The 18,897-nt window shown below is 40.3% G+C and carries 16 protein-coding genes and 1 rRNA gene; 13 read left to right on the top strand and 4 right to left on the bottom strand.

Going from position 1 to position 18,897, the window contains the following annotated elements; translation table 11 throughout:
- The first annotated feature begins 2 nt into the window (after nucleotides 1-2).
- The 8 genes from ribD (at nucleotide 3) to I6E78_RS14955 (ending at nucleotide 8,607) form a co-directional block, all read left to right on the top strand.
- Nucleotides 3-1,151: a bifunctional diaminohydroxyphosphoribosylaminopyrimidine deaminase/5-amino-6-(5-phosphoribosylamino)uracil reductase RibD gene (ribD, locus tag I6E78_RS14990; protein WP_197182814.1), complete on the top strand. Its 1,149-nt coding sequence runs from the start codon at nucleotides 3-5 to the stop codon at nucleotides 1,149-1,151.
- Nucleotides 1,152-1,155: 4 nt separating this feature from the next.
- Entirely contained in the window at nucleotides 1,156-1,809 is a 654-nt protein-coding gene (locus I6E78_RS14985; RefSeq protein ID WP_086993175.1) for a riboflavin synthase, read from the top strand.
- A gap of 28 nt (nucleotides 1,810-1,837) precedes the next feature.
- Entirely contained in the window at nucleotides 1,838-2,950 is a 1,113-nt protein-coding gene (gene ribBA, locus I6E78_RS14980; protein WP_011329022.1) for a bifunctional 3,4-dihydroxy-2-butanone-4-phosphate synthase/GTP cyclohydrolase II, read from the top strand.
- 93 nt (nucleotides 2,951-3,043) lie between these two features.
- A complete protein-coding gene (gene ribH, locus I6E78_RS14975) occupies nucleotides 3,044-3,508 on the top strand; it encodes a 6,7-dimethyl-8-ribityllumazine synthase (RefSeq protein WP_011329021.1) in 465 nt (154 codons plus the stop codon).
- Nucleotides 3,509-3,523: 15 nt separating this feature from the next.
- Nucleotides 3,524-3,934 (top strand): transcription antitermination factor NusB, encoded by a 411-nt coding sequence (gene nusB / locus I6E78_RS14970; RefSeq protein WP_011329020.1) that lies wholly within the window; start codon nucleotides 3,524-3,526, stop codon nucleotides 3,932-3,934.
- Nucleotides 3,935-4,028: 94 nt separating this feature from the next.
- Nucleotides 4,029-5,003: a thiamine-phosphate kinase gene (thiL, locus tag I6E78_RS14965; protein WP_041454538.1), complete on the top strand. Its 975-nt coding sequence runs from the start codon at nucleotides 4,029-4,031 to the stop codon at nucleotides 5,001-5,003.
- Nucleotides 5,000-5,485 carry a phosphatidylglycerophosphatase A family protein gene (locus I6E78_RS14960; protein WP_011329018.1) on the top strand — a complete coding sequence of 162 codons (486 nt, stop codon included), beginning with the start codon at nucleotides 5,000-5,002 and terminating at the stop codon, nucleotides 5,483-5,485. Before thiL ends, I6E78_RS14960 begins: the two co-directional genes overlap by 4 nt.
- A 35-nt stretch (nucleotides 5,486-5,520) precedes the next feature.
- Complete coding sequence (locus tag I6E78_RS14955) at nucleotides 5,521-8,607, top strand: ligand-binding sensor domain-containing diguanylate cyclase (RefSeq protein ID WP_011329017.1); 3,087 nt, start codon at nucleotides 5,521-5,523, stop codon at nucleotides 8,605-8,607.
- A gap of 70 nt (nucleotides 8,608-8,677) precedes the next feature.
- Here the strand turns inward: I6E78_RS14955 and dxs are convergent, their stop codons facing one another.
- The 3 genes from dxs to I6E78_RS14940 all read right to left on the bottom strand — a co-directional run bounded on the left by dxs (nucleotide 8,678) and on the right by I6E78_RS14940 (nucleotide 11,785).
- Nucleotides 8,678-10,540, bottom strand: coding sequence for a 1-deoxy-D-xylulose-5-phosphate synthase (gene dxs, locus I6E78_RS14950; protein WP_086993171.1), 1,863 nt, complete (start codon nucleotides 10,538-10,540; stop codon nucleotides 8,678-8,680).
- 112 nt (nucleotides 10,541-10,652) lie between these two features.
- Nucleotides 10,653-11,540: a (2E,6E)-farnesyl diphosphate synthase gene (gene ispA, locus I6E78_RS14945; protein ID WP_089368677.1), complete on the bottom strand. Its 888-nt coding sequence runs from the start codon at nucleotides 11,538-11,540 to the stop codon at nucleotides 10,653-10,655.
- Between the two features lie 2 nt (nucleotides 11,541-11,542).
- The gene (locus I6E78_RS14940; RefSeq protein ID WP_011329014.1) at nucleotides 11,543-11,785 is read right to left on the bottom strand and encodes an exodeoxyribonuclease VII small subunit; all 243 of its coding nucleotides are present in this window, start codon (nucleotides 11,783-11,785) and stop codon (nucleotides 11,543-11,545) included.
- Between the two features lie 268 nt (nucleotides 11,786-12,053).
- Between I6E78_RS14940 and pomA the strand changes: the two genes are divergently transcribed.
- From pomA to I6E78_RS14925, 3 genes are all read left to right on the top strand, one after another.
- A complete protein-coding gene (pomA, locus tag I6E78_RS14935) occupies nucleotides 12,054-12,821 on the top strand; it encodes a flagellar motor protein PomA (RefSeq protein WP_041454537.1) in 768 nt (255 codons plus the stop codon).
- A 2-nt stretch (nucleotides 12,822-12,823) separates the two neighbouring features.
- Nucleotides 12,824-13,744 (top strand): flagellar motor protein MotB, encoded by a 921-nt coding sequence (locus I6E78_RS14930; protein WP_011329012.1) that lies wholly within the window; start codon nucleotides 12,824-12,826, stop codon nucleotides 13,742-13,744.
- 202 nt (nucleotides 13,745-13,946) lie between these two features.
- Nucleotides 13,947-15,887, top strand: coding sequence for a DNA topoisomerase III (locus I6E78_RS14925; protein ID WP_197182813.1), 1,941 nt, complete (start codon nucleotides 13,947-13,949; stop codon nucleotides 15,885-15,887).
- Between the two features lie 25 nt (nucleotides 15,888-15,912).
- Here I6E78_RS14925 and I6E78_RS14920 read toward each other — a convergent pair whose 3' ends face one another.
- Nucleotides 15,913-17,223, bottom strand: a complete 1,311-nt coding sequence (locus I6E78_RS14920) for a M20 metallopeptidase family protein (RefSeq protein ID WP_197182812.1) — start codon at nucleotides 17,221-17,223, stop codon at nucleotides 15,913-15,915.
- A gap of 113 nt (nucleotides 17,224-17,336) precedes the next feature.
- Between I6E78_RS14920 and I6E78_RS14915 the strand changes: the two genes are divergently transcribed.
- Nucleotides 17,337-18,194 (top strand): tetratricopeptide repeat protein, encoded by an 858-nt coding sequence (locus I6E78_RS14915; RefSeq protein WP_197182811.1) that lies wholly within the window; start codon nucleotides 17,337-17,339, stop codon nucleotides 18,192-18,194.
- Between the two features lie 628 nt (nucleotides 18,195-18,822).
- Nucleotides 18,823-18,897, top strand: a 16S ribosomal RNA gene (locus I6E78_RS14910); the annotation flags it as partial.

Below are 18,897 nucleotides of genomic sequence, written 5' to 3'. Positions count from 1 at the left end.
GTATGCAAAGCGACTGTGTTTTTAACCAAGATGACGAAATGTATATGGCACGTGCTATAGAACTGGCTAAAAAAGGCCGGTTTACTACCACGCCTAATCCAAACGTAGGTTGTGTATTAGTTAAAAACAATGAAATAGTAGGCGAGGGATTTCATCAGCTTGCCGGACAAGGGCATGCAGAAGTAAATGCACTTGCTATGGCTGGCAGTAAAGCAAAAGGCGCAACTGCTTATGTTACGCTTGAGCCATGTAGCCATTATGGTCGTACACCACCGTGCGCAGAAGGTTTAAAAGCCGCCGGTGTAGTAAAAGTAATTGCCGCCATGGTCGATAGTAATCCACAAGTGGCTGGTAAGGGGCTGAAAATACTTAGCGACGCTGGTATTGAGGTTGCGTATGGGTTACTTGAAGCACAGGCTAGGGCGCTTAATTTAGGCTTTTTTAAACGCATGGAGCATGGCCTGCCCTATGTAACGTGTAAAATGGCCGCCAGTATTGATGGTAAAACGGCGCTTAATAATGGCCAAAGTAAGTGGATAACAGGCGCAGCAGCACGCCAAGACGTACAGTTATATCGTGCACAAAGTTGCGCTATTTTAACCGGTGCCGACACAGTATTAGTAGATGACGCTAAATTAAATGTGCGTAAAAATGAATTACCGCAGGCATTACCTACACAGTTACCGCTTCGCCAACCTGTGCGTGTTATTATTGACTCGCAAAATCGTTTAACCCCAAATCTTGCTTTATTTGCTATTGAAAGTGAAATAATAATTTTTACTACCAAGGTTGATAAATCGCAACATTGGCCGCATTTTGTAAAGCATATAGTAGTAACTGCTAGTAATTCAAAAGTTGATTTAACCGCGGTTTTAAAAAAGCTCGCAAAGCTGCAATTTAATACTGTGTGGCTAGAGGCTGGAGCAACCCTTGCGGGTAAAATGGTTGAACTGGATTTAATAGATGAATTTATTTTTTATCTAGCGCCTAAATTAATTGGGTGTGATGGCAAGAGTTTAGTTAATTTTCCTGAGTTGATCAGTATGCAAAATACGATTAATTTAACTTTTAATGAGTGTACGCGTATAGGTGATGATTTACGTATTAGCGCAGTAAAAAGCTCATTAAAACCACTTGATACAAAAGAGTAATGCTATGTTTACTGGGATAATAGAAGCCACAGGCAAAATTGCTTTATTACAAAAAAAACAAGGCGATTTAGCTATTCGTGTACAAAGCCCTGACCTTGATATGAGTGATGTTAAGTTAGGAGATAGTATTGCCACTAATGGTGTGTGTTTAACTGTTGTTGATAAACATGCCGATGGTTTTAGTGCCGACTTATCGAATGAAACGATAGATTTAACTGGTTTTGCTCATTACACATTAGGGCAAACAGTTAATCTTGAAAAAGCCATGCAACCGGTTTCGCGTTTAGGTGGGCATTTAGTGTCTGGCCATGTTGATGGCATTGCTACAATTACCGCCATTACGCCAAATGCACGTGCTACAGAATATTGGCTAACCACAGATGAAAACCTAATGAAATACATACCGTATAAAGGTTCTGTATGTATTGATGGTATTAGCCTAACAGTGAACGCAGTAGAAGGTAATAAATTTAAATTAACGATTGTGCCCCATACTAGCGAGCAAACTACGATAGCTAATTTTAAAGTGGGCACCCAAGTTAATTTGGAAGTCGACCAAATTGCGCGTTATTTAGAGCGGCTTATAAAAGGCGCAGAGCAGCCTACGGGCGCTGATATTTCAATGAGCTTACTCGCAAAAGCGGGCTTTATTAAGTAACGCAACTAACAACTAATAAGAGTGAATTATGAACTTACACAGCGCAGAAGAAATTATCGCAGACATTAAAGCCGGTAAAATGGTTATTTTAATGGACGATGAAGACAGGGAAAATGAAGGCGATTTAATTATTGCCGCCGAGCATATTAGTGCAGAAGCTATTAACTTTATGGCCACGCATGGCCGTGGTTTAATTTGTTTAACTATGACGCAACAGCGATGCGAGCAACTTGATTTACCGCTTATGGTAAAAAATAACGGTGCTGCGTTTTCAACTAATTTTACAATGTCGATAGAAGCTTCAAAAGGCGTTACTACAGGTATTTCGGCAGCAGATAGAGCACGTACAGTACAGGCCGCTATAGCTAAAGGCGCAGTGCCTAGCGATATAGTACAGCCTGGGCATATTTTTCCTATAATGGCACAACCTGGCGGTGTTTTAACGCGTGCAGGGCACACTGAAGCAGGCTGCGACTTAGCCCGTTTAGCAGGGCTTGAGCCTTCATCGGTTATTGTTGAAATACTCAATGCAGATGGCACTATGGCGCGCCGTCCTGACTTAGAAGTGTTTTCTAAACAGCACGATATTAAAATTGGCACCATAGCTGATTTAATTGAATACCGTAACTTAAACGAAACCACGATAGAGCAAGTGGCAAAGTGTAAGTTACCTACCGAGCACGGTGAGTTTGATTTAGTAACCTACAAAGACACCATTGACGGACAGCTACATTACGCATTAGTAAAAGGCGAAATAAAACAACAAGCGCCAACCGTAGTGCGAGTGCATTTACAAAGCACCTTTAACGATATTTTACTCTCAGATAGAAACTCTGAGCGTAGCTGGGGCGTGTCTGACGCAATGGCTTATATAGCTAAGCACAATGGTGTATTAGTTATTTTAGGCAAACAAGAAAGTACCGCAGAGCTTGAGGCAACCGTAAAGGCGTTTGCAGCCGAAGATTCGGGTGAAGACGTAACACCGAATAAATTTACAGGTACGTCTCGTACTGTAGGCGTGGGTTCACAAATTTTAGCCGATTTAGGCATTAAACAAATGCGCTTAATGAGTCGCCCTAAAAAGTATCATGCACTTTCAGGGTTTCATTTAGAAGTTGTTGACTACATAGAGCCGCAGTAATTAGACGCTAGGCTATTATTTTATTTTTATGGTATGATGCGCTGGAATTTTTGCGCAATCGAAATCGCTCAAACTTATTTTTAAGGTTATCAAATGAAAATTATTGAAGGTAGTAAGTACGCTCCGGGCAAAAAATTTGCCATTGTCATTTCTCGCTTTAATGACTTTATTGGTAGTAGCTTATTAGCAGGCGCTATTGATGAATTAAAACGCACAGGTGGTGTATCGGATGACGATATTACCGTAGTTTATGTACCTGGCGCGGTTGAATTACCTTTAGCAGCGAAACGTATTGCGGCAAAAAAACAGTATGATGCAATCATCGCATTAGGCGTAGTGATCAGAGGTGGTACTCCACACTTTGACCTAGTTGCTGGCGAATCAAACAAAGGTCTTGCGCAAGTATCACTTGAGTATGATATACCGGTTGCATTTGGCGTATTAACCACAGAAAGCATTGAACAAGCAATTGAGCGTGCTGGCACCAAAATGGGCAATAAAGGCGGCGAAGCTGCTTTAGGCGCGCTTGAAATGGTTAATGTGTTAGATAAAATTTAAGTTTAAGGAATTTTTGTGAAACCAGCAGCAAGACGTAAAGCACGTATATTAGCACTTCAGGCCATTTATTCTTGGCAATTAAGTGGCAATGCAATTGCCGATATCGAACAACAAATGTTGATCGAAAACGACGTGACTAAAATTGATGTTGAATATTTTAAAGATTTAGCCAGTGGCGTTGCGGTAAATTATAAGCAACTAGACGAGGCTGTATCACCGCATTTAACCCGTCCATTCGATGAGTTAGATATGGTTGAACGCGCAATATTACGTTTAAGCAGCTATGAGCTAAAATTTCGTGAAGATGTTCCATACAAAGTGGCTATCAACGAAAGCATTGAATTAGCTAAAATGTTTGGCGCTGAAGATAGCCATAAATTTGTAAACGGTGTACTTGATAAAGCAGTTAAGCATTTACGTAAGTAATATTTAGTCAGGTTTTTGATAATTATTTTATCAAAACTGGCTGGTATAAATTACCGTTAAAAAGGAGAGCCGGCATAGGTCGGCTTTTTTGTGTATGAAGGAATTTGAATTAATTAATCGTTATTTTAAAGGCCGTGGTATTACTCGCCGCGATGTTAATTTAGGGATTGGAGATGACTGCGCATTAGTTACTGTGCCGCAAAATTGTCAGCTTGCTATAACAACCGATACGCTCGTTGCTGGTGTACATTTTTTTGATGACATTGAACCTCGCGCACTCGGGCACAGAGCATTGGCTGTAAATTTAAGTGATTTAGCGGCAATGGGGGCAGAGCCTACATGGGTTTCTATCGCTTTAACACTTCCGAGTATTGATCAGCAATGGATTGAAGAATTGACTGACGGCATGCATGAAATTGCCGAATATTTTAATGTACAAATAATTGGTGGCGACACGACTCAAGGACCTTTGAGTATTACTATTTGTGCAAAAGGTACAGTACCTGAAGGCACTGCACTATGCCGAAATGGCGCAAAAGTAGGTGACTGGATTTTTGTAACTGGGCCGTTAGGAGATGCGGGGCTTGCAATAGAGTCTCGCAAGCAAGGCTTAACGATTGAACCTGAGCATCTAAAACATATTAAAAAGCGCCTTAACTTCCCTACACCTAGAGTGGCTGCAGGGCAGGTATTACGTGGGCTTGCGTCTTCTGCTATTGATATTTCAGATGGTTTACTAGCCGATTTAGGCCATATACTAAATATGTCGCAGGTTAGCGCAACGGTTAATATTGAAAGCATACCCACCTCGGATGCAATGAAAGCTAGCCTTGATTTTGAACAACAATTACCGTTTATACTAAATTACGGCGACGACTATGAACTGCTTTATACCGTGCCTGATAGCAATAAAAGTATGCTTGATGTAAAACTGCGTCAATATGGCGTAGAGGCAATTTGTATTGGCCAAATAAAAAGTGGCGAAGGGCAAATTGACCTGTTACATAAAGGCGAAAAATTTACTTTTAAGCACCAAGGTTTTGAGCACTTTTCTAAGGATTTAAGTTGAACAACAAGCGTTTATTTAACCTAAAGCGTCCACATCAGTTTTTTGGTTTAGGTTTTGGTACTGGGCTTGCACCTATAGCCCCAGGCACATTTGGTACTTTGGCCGCTTTACCTTTTATTTTTATAACCATGCACTACCCGTTGTGGTTACAAATAGTATTTGCTGTAGTGATCAGTGTTTTTGGTATTTGGGCTTGTGGCAAAACCGCTGATGATTTAGGGGTACACGATCACCCCGCGATTGTATGGGATGAAGTGGCAGGCTATTACATCACTATGATTGGTGCCGCACTGAGCTGGCAAACATTATTGGTTGGTTTTTTACTGTTTCGTTTTTTTGATATAGTCAAACCAGGCCCTATCCGTGTGCTCGACAAGCGTGCCCATGGTGGATTTGGAATTATGATTGATGACGTACTTGCAGGTATATTTTCACTTATTTGTTTGCAAGCGCTGATAAAAGTAGGTTTACTACCCTTTTAATTTATTATTTGATTGTTTAGCTAGGTGGCAGCAATATGATGCGATTTTTACTAGTTTTTGTACTACTAACCTGTGCTATGCCAAGTTGGGCCTCAATTACTGATTACGTAGTTAAACAATGGAATATTAAAGATGGACTCCCCTCGCAATCACTCAAAAGTGTTGTGCAAGACCAACAAGGTTATATGTGGCTGGGAACTCAATTTGGTTTAAGTCGTTTTGACGGCAATACTTTTACCAACTACAACACGCAAAATAGTCTTTTTTTACCAAGTAATGGTATTAATAAATTACTAATAGATGGCCAAGGCTTTTTGTGGATCGGCACCAAAAATGGGTTAGTGGTTATTGACCCTGCAACACTTAGTGCACAAGAGTTTAATATTAAAGGCCCGGTTAGAGATATTTTAGAGGACTCTAAAGGCGGTATTTGGATAGCCGCTAATGGCCTGTATTATGTTGATCGTAGTTTGGTTGATTTACGCGATCAAACTAATGAGCCATCACCCATAGTTAATCCCACTGTTATTACTCAAATAGTTGGCTCTGTGAGCAAAATGGCGCTCGCACCTGAAGGTATTTGGTTAGTAAACGACAGACATTTACTGCGCCTGACAAAAAGCGCTGCCGACTTTTCTAAATTACGCTTAGAGCTTACTGCCAAAGTGTCATTACCCGACAGCTTAGCGCAAACCATAGTGCACGATCTCTCTTTTTTAAATGGTAATTTATATTTAGCCTCTGAGTTGGGTGCTTATTTTTTAGATTTAGATGACGAACTACGTTCTTTCCCACTGCCTAATGTGAATAACTCTGCAGTTTATAAATTTATGAGCGACACCAATGGTGGCTTATGGGTATCTACTTATGGGCGTTTATTATTTCGTGGCAAGTCAGGTGATTGGCAATGGGTTGAGCCAAGTCAGTTAGATCAAAGTATTTGGTTTGCTGACATGTTTCGCGATGATCAAAATAATGTTTGGCTAGCCAGTTTTAGTGAAGGTTTATGGCTGGCACACGAAGGTCGCATTGAGCGTCACTCGGCAATTTCTAAAATGACTGAAACGGTAATGGCGATTAGTAAATCACCCGATGACAAACTGTGGATAGCTAACAGAAGCGGTGTTGGTTACTTTGATACCAATAAAAACTTTATTAATATAATAAACAGTAGCAAGTATGGGCATGCCTCGGTGCATGATTTACAGTTTGATGGCGATCGGCTTTATATTGCTACTGGGCGGGGGTTATTCTTTTATGAAGACGACACACTTTACAGCTTTCCTGGGCGCGCATTAAACGACAACCCGGTATTTGCGATTAGCTCAGCTACCCGAGGCGGATTTTGGATTGGTACTGGCCGAGGTTTGTATCGACTCAATTATAGTGGTTTAAGGCCCTTTGCTTATAATGCATTTTTAGGCAGTAAGTTTATTACTTTTGTATTAGATGCACCAAACTTTGGCATTATCGGTACTAGTAAAGGCGCGTATTACTTTACTGACCGAGGAATAGAAAAAATAGGCGACCAAACTACCTTAGAAAGTGCTTATGTAACCAGTATTTTGCATATAGATGGAGTTGGAATATTAGTTGGCTCGTTAAACGATGGTTTGTTTTATCGTAGTGGACAAGGACAATGGCAGCAATTAGATGCGGCAAATGGCTTACCCTATGGTTCTATTTTTAGCTTAAAGTACGATGAAAAATTAAAAAGAATATGGGTAAGCACCATGAAAGGTGTTTATCGGATGCCGGTAGATCAATTTAAAACGCAGATCCAAAGCTTAAAAGTTGAAGAGGTTATTTCCTCGTTCGATCGCCAACTCGATGGTAAAGCGAGCCAATGTTGTAATGGCTTAGGGCATGACGCGGTTGTTGATATGGATAACTCCATTTGGTATCCCAGTTTACAAGGTGTAGTTGAAATACCTAAAAGCGTTGAGCTGTTTGGTTTACGTGGTTTAAAACCTAAAATAGAAACATTAACTACACCATTACGTAGTTTAACCACAGCTGCATTAGGTAATAAACCGCGATTAAAAATAGACGAGCGCGATGTTACTTTAAAATACACAGCTATAGATTATTACGCGCCAAATAGTATTGAGTTTAGATATAAATTAAATGGTTTAGATACTGACTGGCGATACGCTAATACTCGCCGCGAAGCTATTTATACCAACCTTCCAGCCGGTGCATTTTTGTTTCAGTTAGAAACAAAACGCCAAGGCGAGGATTGGAACATAGCCCAATCTGTTGATTACGCTTTTGTAGTACCTGAGCGTTTTGATGAAACAATTTACTTTAGATTACTGATCACAAGTGGTTTCGTTTTATTGTTTTATTTAGTGTTTTGGGTATTTAGAGCGCAAGAGCGCCGTAAACAAGAAGTGTTAGAAGGGTTGATCACTGATCGTACCTTAGAGCTTCGCCAAGCAAACGATAAGCTTAATAAGGTTAACTCACAGCTTAAGCTGGTGAGCCATTCAGATGAGCTTACAGGGTTACGTAGCCGCCGCTTTTTGTTCGACCAACTACCTAAAGATATTGAACATTTTCAGCGTAACTCACAGTCACTGCAAGCGCAGGGCAAGTCGCTAGTATTATTAATTATAAACTTAGATAATTTTAGCCGTATTAACGATGCGTATGGGCCAATTGCCGGAGATAGTTGTTTGCAGCAAATGGCGGTATTACTTAATTCGCGTACTCAGGGCTCAGATTATGTGGCACGTTGGAGCGGCGATGAATTTTTACTTTTATTACGTGACTTTAAATGTAACTTAATTGACAGCTATGTGTCGGATCTTTGCCAAGGAATTGCCGAACATGGATTTCAATTGCCAAATGGTAAAAGCACTCATATTTCGGCCTCAATTGGTTGGTCGTTTTATCCGCTACCATTATTAGGTGGCCAAGTTATTAGCTGGGAAACCTCGATTAATTTAGCTGATATTGCACTGCATCAAGTTAAAAAACGCGGTGGCGATGGGGTCGCTAATATTACCTTTGATGAGCAGTTAGATGCGTTTGAGTTTGAGCAAAACCCTAATGTTGAACAGCAAATAGGCTTGCTACAAGCCAATGGTTTAGCTGATATTAAAGTATGGATGCGATAAGTAACTAATATTTAGATATTAAAAAAGGAGCCTAGGCTCCTTTTTTAATATGCTTTAAATGAGTAGGAGGTTAATTAATAAACGCTTTGATAGCAGTTAATATTCCTTGCTCGCCTAAGCCCATTTCGTCGTGCATTTCGTCTTGTGTACCGTGCTTAATAAATTCATCAGGGATACCCAAGTTAAGAATGCTAACCTGTGCTTTTTGCGTTGCTAAATACTCATTAACCGCAGAGCCAGCACCGCCAGAAATTGCATTGTCTTCAAGCGTTACTATTACATCGTGGCTGTTTATTAACTCATTGAGTAACGCAGTATCAAGCGGTTTAATAAAGCGCATATTAACTAAAGTCGCATTGAGTTCATCAGCTGCTAGTTGCGCGTTTTCAAGTAATGTACCAAATGACAATATAGCCACTTTAGCACCTTGCTTAACAACATCGGCTTTACCAATTTCAAGTAATTGCATATTAGTTGCAATTTCTGCCGTACCAGCACTACCACGCGGATAACGCACAGCAACAGGGCAATTTGCTTGATAACCAGTATATAACATGTGGCGACACTCATTTGTATCGCTTGGCGCCATAATGACCATATTTGGAATGCAGCGCATAAAGCTTAAATCGTACGCACCTTGATGTGTTTCGCCGTCTGCGCCAACAATACCAGCACGGTCAATAGCGAATAACACAGGTAAGTTTTGCAGCGCTACATCGTGAATTAGCTGATCGTACGCACGTTGTAAAAAGCTTGAGTAAATTGCGACAACGGGTTTTAAGCCTTCACAAGCAAAACCAGCGGCTAGGGTTACAGCGTGCTGCTCGGCAATCGCAACATCAAAATACTGATCAGGATGCTCTTTTGAAAAACGCACCATGCCAGAGCCTTCGCGCATAGCCGGTGTTATCGCCATAAGCTTGCTGTCTTGCTTTGCTATGTCGCATAACCAGTCGCCAAATACATTAGAAAATGTAGCCGCACCGGGTTTTGATTTAGGTAAACTTGATGTATTAGGATCAAACTTAGGTACGCCGTGATAGCCAATAGGGTCGGCTTCAGCGGGTTTATACCCTTTGCCTTTTTGGGTTTTTATATGCAGTAATTGCGGGCCTTTTAAGTTACGCATATTACGCAGCGTATCTACTAACATGTTTACATCATGGCCATCAATTGGGCCAATATAATTTAGGCCTAATTCTTCAAAGAAGGTACCAGGGATCATCATCCCTTTAATATGCTCTTCCATTTTACTGGCAAGTTGCTTAACTGGTGGCACACCCGAGAGTAGTTTTTTACTACCTTCGCGAATGTTAGTATAAAAGCTACCCGATAAAATACGGGCAAAGTGATTTGTTAACGCGCCAACGTTTTCAGAAATCGACATTTCGTTGTCATTTAAAATGATCAACATATCTGATTTTACATCACCTAAGTGGTTCATGGCTTCAAAAGCCATGCCTGCTGTAATAGCACCATCGCCTATAACGGCAACCGTTTTGCGTCCTTTACCTTCTTTTTGCGCAGCAATAGACATGCCCAACGCAGCTGAAATAGAGGTACTAGAGTGGCCCACACTAAACGTATCGTATTGGCTTTCTTCGCGAAATGGGAAAGGGTGCAAACCATCTTTTTTACGAATGGTGTGCATTAAATCGCGACGCCCGGTGAGTATTTTGTGTGGGTAAGCTTGATGGCCTACATCCCATACAAGGCGATCATCTGGGGTGTTATACACATAATGTAGTGCCACAGTGAGCTCTACGGTACCTAAACCAGACGCTAAATGCCCGCTACTTTGCGATACCGAGTTGAGTAAGTAGTCACGCAACTCATGGCTAAATGCAGGAAGCTTATCTTGTGCTAAGTCTCGCAAGTGGGCTGGTTCGTTAACCAAATTAAGTAATGGATACTTGCTGCTATCAAGTGTCATGGTTTTATATATGTCCTTCGCTAACATCAACTAACTGTGCAAACGCGTTGTTTGAGTTATTTGATGTTCAGTAATAATTTTAGTGCTAAGTTGCAATACATTTAAGCCGTGTTTAGTGGTCACGTTCAATTAAATAGTTAGCTAGTGACGCTAAAGCACTGGTATCGGCGTCTATATTTGCTAACGCTGCATGGGCTTGTTGTATTAAGTTTTGCGCTTTTTCTTTAGCGCCTAGCATACCTAATAAAGCGGGATATGTCGCTTTATTCGCAGCGATATCTGACCCTTGAGGCTTACCTAAAGTAACGGTATCGCCTTCTACGTCTAAAATATCGTCATGTACTTGAAATGCAAGCCCTATGGCATAGCCAAAAGTGACTAAATTTTCTAACGTGTTTTGACTAACATTGTTCGAGCACAAAGCCCCCAGTGTAATTGCACAGCTTATTAGCGCACCGGTTTTTAACTTATGAATACGCTCAAGTTCAGCCACGGTTATTACTTTATCAGTAGCTGCAATATCAAGCCCTTGGCCTGCCACCATACCTTGTAACCCAGAGGCATGTGCCAGTTCAGCAATCATTTTAACTTGAGCTTGAGCACTACAGTTAAAATTATGCTTGGCTATTAACTCAAATGCTAAAGCTTGCAGTGCATCACCGGCTAAAATTGCGTGTGCTTCACCGTACACTATATGACAGGTTGGGCGTCCGCGACGCAATTCATCATCATCCATAGCTGGTAAGTCATCGTGAACTAACGAGTAGCTATGAATACATTCTATAGCTGCAGCAAGTACGTCTAAATCTTGCTTATCTGCGCCGAGCATTTTACCCGTTGCGTAAACCAAAAAAGGACGCAATCTTTTGCCGCCATTCATTAAACTATAATGGGTGGCGGCTTTTATGGTCTCGTCAGTATTAAGCGATTGGTCAAAATAAAGGTTAAGAGTATTGGCTACATCAGTTTGAGCATGTGTAATAAGTTCTTTAATAGTCACGGCTATTCCATATCATTATCAAAGTCGGTTAATACAGACTTCTCATCTTTGCCCATTAAAATAGCCACCTTTTGCTCAGCTTGTTGCAACTTACTAGACGATGCGCCTGCTAAAGCAATGCCACGCTCAAACTGTTTTAATGACTGCTCAAGCGATAAATCACCTTGTTCCATTTCACTAACGATTGTTGTTAATTCTTCTAGTGCTTGCTCGAAACTTAAGTTTTCAGGTTTTTTAGTCGCCATCTTTATTTCAACTTACATAATAAATTTAGAAGTCAATTTTAGGGGGAATGCTAAACTAGGTCAAAGGATGAAATGGTTTTTTCGTTAATAAACGTTTTATGTTTTAAAAAATTGATAATTAGATAGATAACACAAGTTGATCTAGAATAGTGCTTAATCCAGCTTTTTATGTTTATCTATAAAAAATGGCTTAAGCAATTCAGTATCTTGCCGATAAACAATTAATAACAAACGTTTGCATATAAAAGCAAAAACCTTTGGAGGGAATGTGGATTTAGCAACCATTATTGGGATCCTTGGCGCAATTGGCTTAATTGTCATGTCCATGTTTATGAGTAGTAGCGGTGAAATGGCTATGTTTTACAACACGCCCTCTGTTGTAATCGTATTTGGCGGTTCATTATTTATCGTTTTATCAAACTTTACTATGTCACAGTTTTTTGGCATAGGTAAGGTGGTTACCAAAGCGTTTATGTTTAAGCTTGAGTCGCCAGAAGAGTTAATCGAAAAAGCAGTTGAACTTGCAGATTCAGCACGTAAAGGCGGGTTTTTAGCACTTGAAGAGGCAGAAATACCGAATCCATTTATGCGCAAAGGCGTTGACATGCTAGTAGATGGCCACGACGCAGACGTAGTGCGGGCCACACTGCAAAAAGATATTTCATTAACTACAGCACGGCATGAGTCGGGTGCTACTTTATTTAAATCTTTGGGTGATATAGCCCCAGCAATGGGAATGATAGGCACCTTAATAGGCTTAGTTGCGATGTTATCTAATATGGATGATCCTAAAGCAATTGGTCCGGCTATGGCGGTGGCATTGTTAACCACATTATACGGCGCATTTTTAGCTAACGTAGTCGCTATTCCTATTCAAACAAAATTGGAGCTGCGTAAAGACGAAGAGGCAATGAATCAACGTTTAATTTTAGATGCGGTTTTAGGTATTCAAGATGGTCAAAATCCAAAAGTAATAGAAGGTATTTTGAAAAACTATCTTGCAGAATCAAAACGTAAAGTAAACACTGAGGATTAACTATGTCTGATCAAGAGTGCAAGTGCCCACCCCCAGGTTTACCTGCGTGGATGGGGACATTCGCAGATTTAATGTCGCTATTAATGTGCTTTTTTGTGCTCTTGCTTGCGTTTTCTGAAATGGATGTACTTAAATTTAAACAAATTGCCGGTTCGATGAAATTTGCATTTGGTGTACAAAATAAAATAGAAGTTAAAGATATTCCCAAAGGCACATCAGTTATTGCTATGGAGTTTACTCCGGGCAAGCCAGAGCCTACCCCAATTGAAACAATTCAACAGCAAACGGTAGAAATGACCCAGCAAATGTTAGAGTTTCAGGCAGGTGATGAAAGCTCAGCAGGCGGAAGGCAAGAGCAGCGGGGCGATAAACGTGGTGGCGAGTCGCGTAGTACTTCCAAAGAGCAAGCATCGGAGCAAGCAATTTCAGCGGCCGATCAACAGCAAACAAACGACTTAGTTAAAAAAATCGCCCAGCAATTAGAAAAACAAATAATTGATGGTGCCATAGAGCTTGAATCATTAGGGCAGCAAATAATTATTCGTATTCGTGAAAATGGCTCTTTCCCTTCGGGTAGTGCATTTTTACAACCTAAGTTTAAACCCATTATTCAAGAAATTGGCGTGCTATTAAAAGATGTGCCTGGAGAAATTACTGTGTCTGGGCATACCGACGATTTTCAGGTTTCAAACGAGTTATATATTAATAACTGGGATCTTTCATCTAAGCGTGCAGTTGCAGTAGCCAGTGAGCTGCAAAAAGTAGTTGGATTTGATAAAAATAGAATGATGGTAGTAGGGCGTGCTGAAACCCGGCCGTTAGTGCCAAATGACAGCAATGAAGATCGCCGTCGTAATCGTCGCGTTGAAATATCTATTTTACAAGGAAAGGCCAAAGAGTCTGATCCTATCGATGTAAGGTAGCAGTCATTTTATTAAAAATACACTTGGCTTAAGCAAACTAAGTGTAATTGATTTCAGGTGACTTTTAGTCAAAATTAACTAAAAGTCACCACCTCAGCCAAATACCTCAGAGTTGTTAAATAGTACGGTTTAATAAAAACATCCCACGCTGTGAATTGATATGCTAAACTACTGTGTATATAAACAGTAAAAGAGCTTGCTTATGAAACTCTATATTGCCGAAAAGCCGTCATTAGGGCGTGCTATTGCCGACGCGTTACCAAAACCGCACAAAAAGCACGATGGCTACATTGAAGTTGCAAATGGTGATTGCGTATCTTGGTGTATTGGTCATTTGCTCGAGCAAGCCGAGCCCGATGACTATGATGAGCGCTTTAAAAAGTGGCAGTTTGAGCACCTACCTATCATTCCTGAGCAGTGGCAATTAAAAGCAAAAACTAAAACTCGCAAGCAACTTACTGTGTTAAAAAAGCTAATCAAACAGGCTACAGCACTAGTGCATGCAGGTGATCCCGATAGAGAAGGGCAATTACTTGTCGATCAAGTTATTGAAGAAGCCAAAATAAGTAAAACTAAAAAGCAGCATATTCAACGCTTATTAATTAGTGATTTAAACTTAGCTGCAGTAAAAAAAGCATTAACGACTATGCGATCTAACCGTGAGTTTATTCCGTTGAGCGTTTCAGCCTTAGCGCGCTCTCGTGCTGATTGGTTGTTTGGTATGAATTTAACCCGCGCTTATACTTTAGCAGGGCAAAAAGCTGGGTTTGGTAACGTACTTTCTGTGGGACGAGTACAAACACCCATACTTGGCTTGGTGGTTAATAGAGATAATGACATAGCAAATTTCGTATCGAAGCCATTTTATGAAGTATTAGCCCACTTAGTCACCCCCGAAAAACAATCATTTAGTGCAAAATGGATACCCAGTAAGGCATGTGAGCCTTATCAAGACGAAGAAGGGCGAGTATTAAATAAAGCATTGGCTGAAAACGTAGCCTCGCGTATCACACAGCAAAATGCTGAGCTAACGGCGCTTGAACAAAAGCAAAAAAAACAAACTGCGCCACTGCCTTATAACTTATCTGCTTTGCAGATAGACGCGGCAAAAGCATTTGCTATGCCAGCGCAAAAGGTGCTGGATATATGCCAAACTCTTTATGAGCGTCATAAGTTAATTACCTACCCGCGTTCAGACAACCGCTACTTACCTAATGATCATCACCAAGATGCGTCTGTTATTTTAAAAGCTATAAGCACTAATGGCGGGCAAGGTGTTGAGTTAGTAAAAGCAGCTGATAGTAAAAAACGTAGTAAATGTTTTAACGATTCAAAAGTGGCTGCGCATCACGCCATTGTCCCTACGGCAAAACAGTTAAAGTCGGCAAGTTTAGGTAGCGATGAGACAAAGGTTTATCAATTAATATGTCGTCATTATTTAATACAGTTTTATCCCGACTATATTTACAACGAAACTAAAGCAGAGATAACTATTGCTGGCGGGTTATTTAAAGCAAATGCAAAGCAAGATGTAAGCTTGGGTTTTAAGGTGCTAATGGGTAAGTCTGAATTAAAAGATGAAGCCACGCTACCGCCTTTAACAAAAGGCATGTTACTTTTTTGCTCACAGGGGGAAGTTGTTGAAAAATATACCTCTCCGCCAGCGCACTTTAGTGATGCGACTTTACTTGCAGCCATGACAGGCATAAGCCGCTATGTACAAGATCCACAGATAAAAAAAGTACTTAAAGACACCGATGGCTTAGGCACAGAGGCAACGCGAGCGGGGATCATTGAATTATTATTTAAACGCCGTTTTTTAAAACGTGAAGGCAAATTAATTAAAACAACCGAAACCGGGAGTGCACTTATTAGCGTGCTGCCGCAAGGTTTAGTTCGCCCCGATTTAACCGCTAAATGGGAATCGAGCTTAGGTGATATTGCACAGCAAGTAATGAGCTATCAGCAATTTTTACAGCCTTTACTTGCCGACTTAAATAGTTTTGTACAACAAGCTGCAAATTGCGATAGCAATGTATTTGCAAAGCTGCCTAAAACTTCAGCTAAAAAGCGTTTTATTAAACGTGGCCAAAAAACGCCTTATAAAAAGTCGAGTTATAAAAAAAGCTCTGTTACAGGTTAACTACAGAGCTATTATTTAAATAAAACTATTGATTAAACAAAGTTACCGCTGCATTACTCATGGCTTTAATGCCAGTTGGTAGTGCGACTTTATAGTCAGGGGCAAACTTACTTGAATGCAGTGAAGGTAATGTTTTGCCCGCTTTTATTGCACTTGCATATTTTGCTTGGTTAACGCCACCGAGCCAAAATAGTGTGATAGGAATATTTTCGTCAGTGCGGCCATATAGGCCAAAGTCTTCACCTGCCATTACAGGGAGGGTTTCAAGCACATTTTCATCACCAATAGCGCTGGCAATACTTTGACGCACAAGGTTGGTTTGTGCCGGATTGTTATATGTAGATGGAATTGACTCATCTTCATGTACTTGCACCTTAGGGTAGAGCGCTTCCTCTAGGCCTGCGCTTTGTGCAATACCGGCGGTAATGCGTTTAATTGCTGCAATTTGTGCATTTCTAATATCAGGGTTATAGCTGCGTAATGTAAGTTGTAACTTTACTTCATCAGAAATTACATTATGTTTTGAGCCACCATGAATAGATCCAACAGTAATAACTGATGGCTCTAATGGTGAAAGCTCACGACTCGTAATAGTTTGCAGTGCAAGCACAGTGCGCGCAGCAATAATAACCGGATCAATAGTGGTATGCGGATAAGCTCCATGTCCGCCTTTACCCTTTATAGTTATATCAACAGAATCGACGCTGGCCATAGTATATTCGTTTTTCATCGCAACTTTACCGGCAGGCACACTTGCACTTACATGTAGCGCAATTATGTGATCAGGTTTTGCATATTTACTAAATAAGCCTTCTTTTAGCATGGCTTTAGCGCCACCGCCTACTTCTTCTGCGGGTTGTGCCACCATCATTAGCGTGCCTTGCCATGCATTTTTGTGAGCAATTAGTTGTTCAGCAGTACCAATGAATGAGCTCATATGTATATCGTGACCGCAGCCGTGCATAACACCTACTTTTGCACCGTGCTCGTCTATTACTGTTACTTTAGAAGCATACGCCTTACCTGTTTGTTCTGTAATAGGTAAGGCGTCGGTATCGGTACGTATCATTACTGTGGGGCCATCACCATTTTTGTAAATGCCTACAACGCCAAAACCACCTACATTGCTTGTAACTTCAAAACCAAGCTTGTTTAACTGCGCTGCTATTTTTTTTGCGGTTTGTTGCTCGTGATACGAAAGCTCGGGTGATTGATGCAGATCGAGGTAAAAGCTTTCAATGGCTGGCATGCTGCTATGTAAATTTAAGTCTAATGATTTAGCCGCCAATAGAGGGCTAGCTAATAATAGCGCTGTGCCTAAGTAAGTTAACTTCATGATTTTCCCTTATTGAGATAAATGTATATCCAAGTGATTTAGATATATGACTTGTAATAATTATGTTCAGCACCATATAAAAACCTAAATAAATGAATATGGCAATCAATTCAATGAGCAACATAGTTAGTATCAACGCGCAAAATTTTCAGCAAGTACTCGGCGAAACATCACAACAAAAGTTGGTACTGCTAAACTTCTACTCAGCGCAAAGTCCTGAATGTATTAACCAGGCAGCAATATTAGATAAATTAGCCGCTGAATATACCGCCTATATAGTAGTAGCAAATTTAGATTGCGATGCCGAGCAAGCTCTGGCTTCGCAATTAGCACAGCAAGTTGGTTTACAAACACTACCAACACTGGTGTTGTTAAAAGACTCAGCGCCCGTTGATGTATTATCGGGTGCCCAAGCTGAAGCGAAAATTCGTGAAGCATTAGCTAAACATTTACCCGCTCAACAAGACTTACTATTAGAGCAAGCAAAGCAAGCATTATTAAAGTCAGATTTAAATGCCGCGTTTAATTATGCAAAGCAAGCTTATGAAATTGACAACAGCAACGCGCGTATTAAATTAGTACTTGCAGATATATGTATTCAAATTCATAAAGTAGATGAAGCGCAAGCACTAATTAATACAATAGATGTACAAGAGCAAGATGCTTACTTTAATAATATAAAAGCAAAATGCGAAGCTGCGCTTGAAGCAAAAGATTCACCAGAGATTAAAGAAAAGCAACAACAAGTAGAAAAGTACCCAAATGACTTAGAATTAAAAGAAGAGCTAAGTATTTTACTCAATGAAGCCGGCAGAAAAGAAGAAGCATTAGATGTACTATTTACAGTGCTGCAAAAAGATCTGAATTTTAACGAAGCAAAACCAAGTTTTTTAGCTATTATTGCCTCTTTACCCGACGGTGATGCACTTGCAGCAAAGTATCGTCGCAAGTTATATAGTATTTTGTACTAAAACTTAATAACTATTACTTTTAAAAGCACCTTATCTAGGTGCTTTTTACATTTTTAAGTTTATAGCAATATAACAGTAAGCTTGTTTAAGGAATAAAAAGCGCAGTTATCCACAGGGTTTTGTGGGTAACCTGTGAGCCTGGCTTGTGTATCTTTGGGGTAAAAATTAAATGCAAAAAAGGCGATAAAAACGCTTGCGTAAAATCTGCGGCTCCCTATAATGCGACCCCACTGAGACGGGAAACGTCAACGCTTAGCGAGACGCGAACTACTCAGAGAGTTAAATAAAACTTCGGTTTTAAATCTTCCAAAAAGAAAGTTTAAAATTAAGTGTTGACAAAAAAATAGGAAAGCGTAGTATGCGCAGCCCTAGCGAGATAAAGTTAAGCGCTTTAATCGCAACGTTCTTTAACAATATAAAGCAATCATCTGTGTGGGCACTCGTACAGATTGAGTTCTAACAGCCAAGCTACTTAGGTAGTGAGGCAAACAAATTTAGAGTCTCAATTGAAACTGAGTGACCAACAGCAATAACTACTTAGGTAGGAATTGCAGCACAGTCAATTCAATATCGAAAGATATTAAATAAATTCAGAATTCATTGAGCTGTCGAAAGACATAAAACTTTTTAATTGAAGAGTTTGATCATGGCTCAGATTGAACGCTGGCGGCAGGCCTAACACATGCAAGTCGAGCGGTAACAG

The sequence above is a fragment of the Pseudoalteromonas sp. NZS127 genome (assembly GCF_015864805.1).
Taxonomy (GTDB): Bacteria; Pseudomonadota; Gammaproteobacteria; order Enterobacterales; family Alteromonadaceae; genus Pseudoalteromonas; species Pseudoalteromonas nigrifaciens.
The sequence above is the reverse complement of the archived record's forward strand: the minus strand, read 5'-3'. Positions and strand labels throughout refer to the sequence as shown.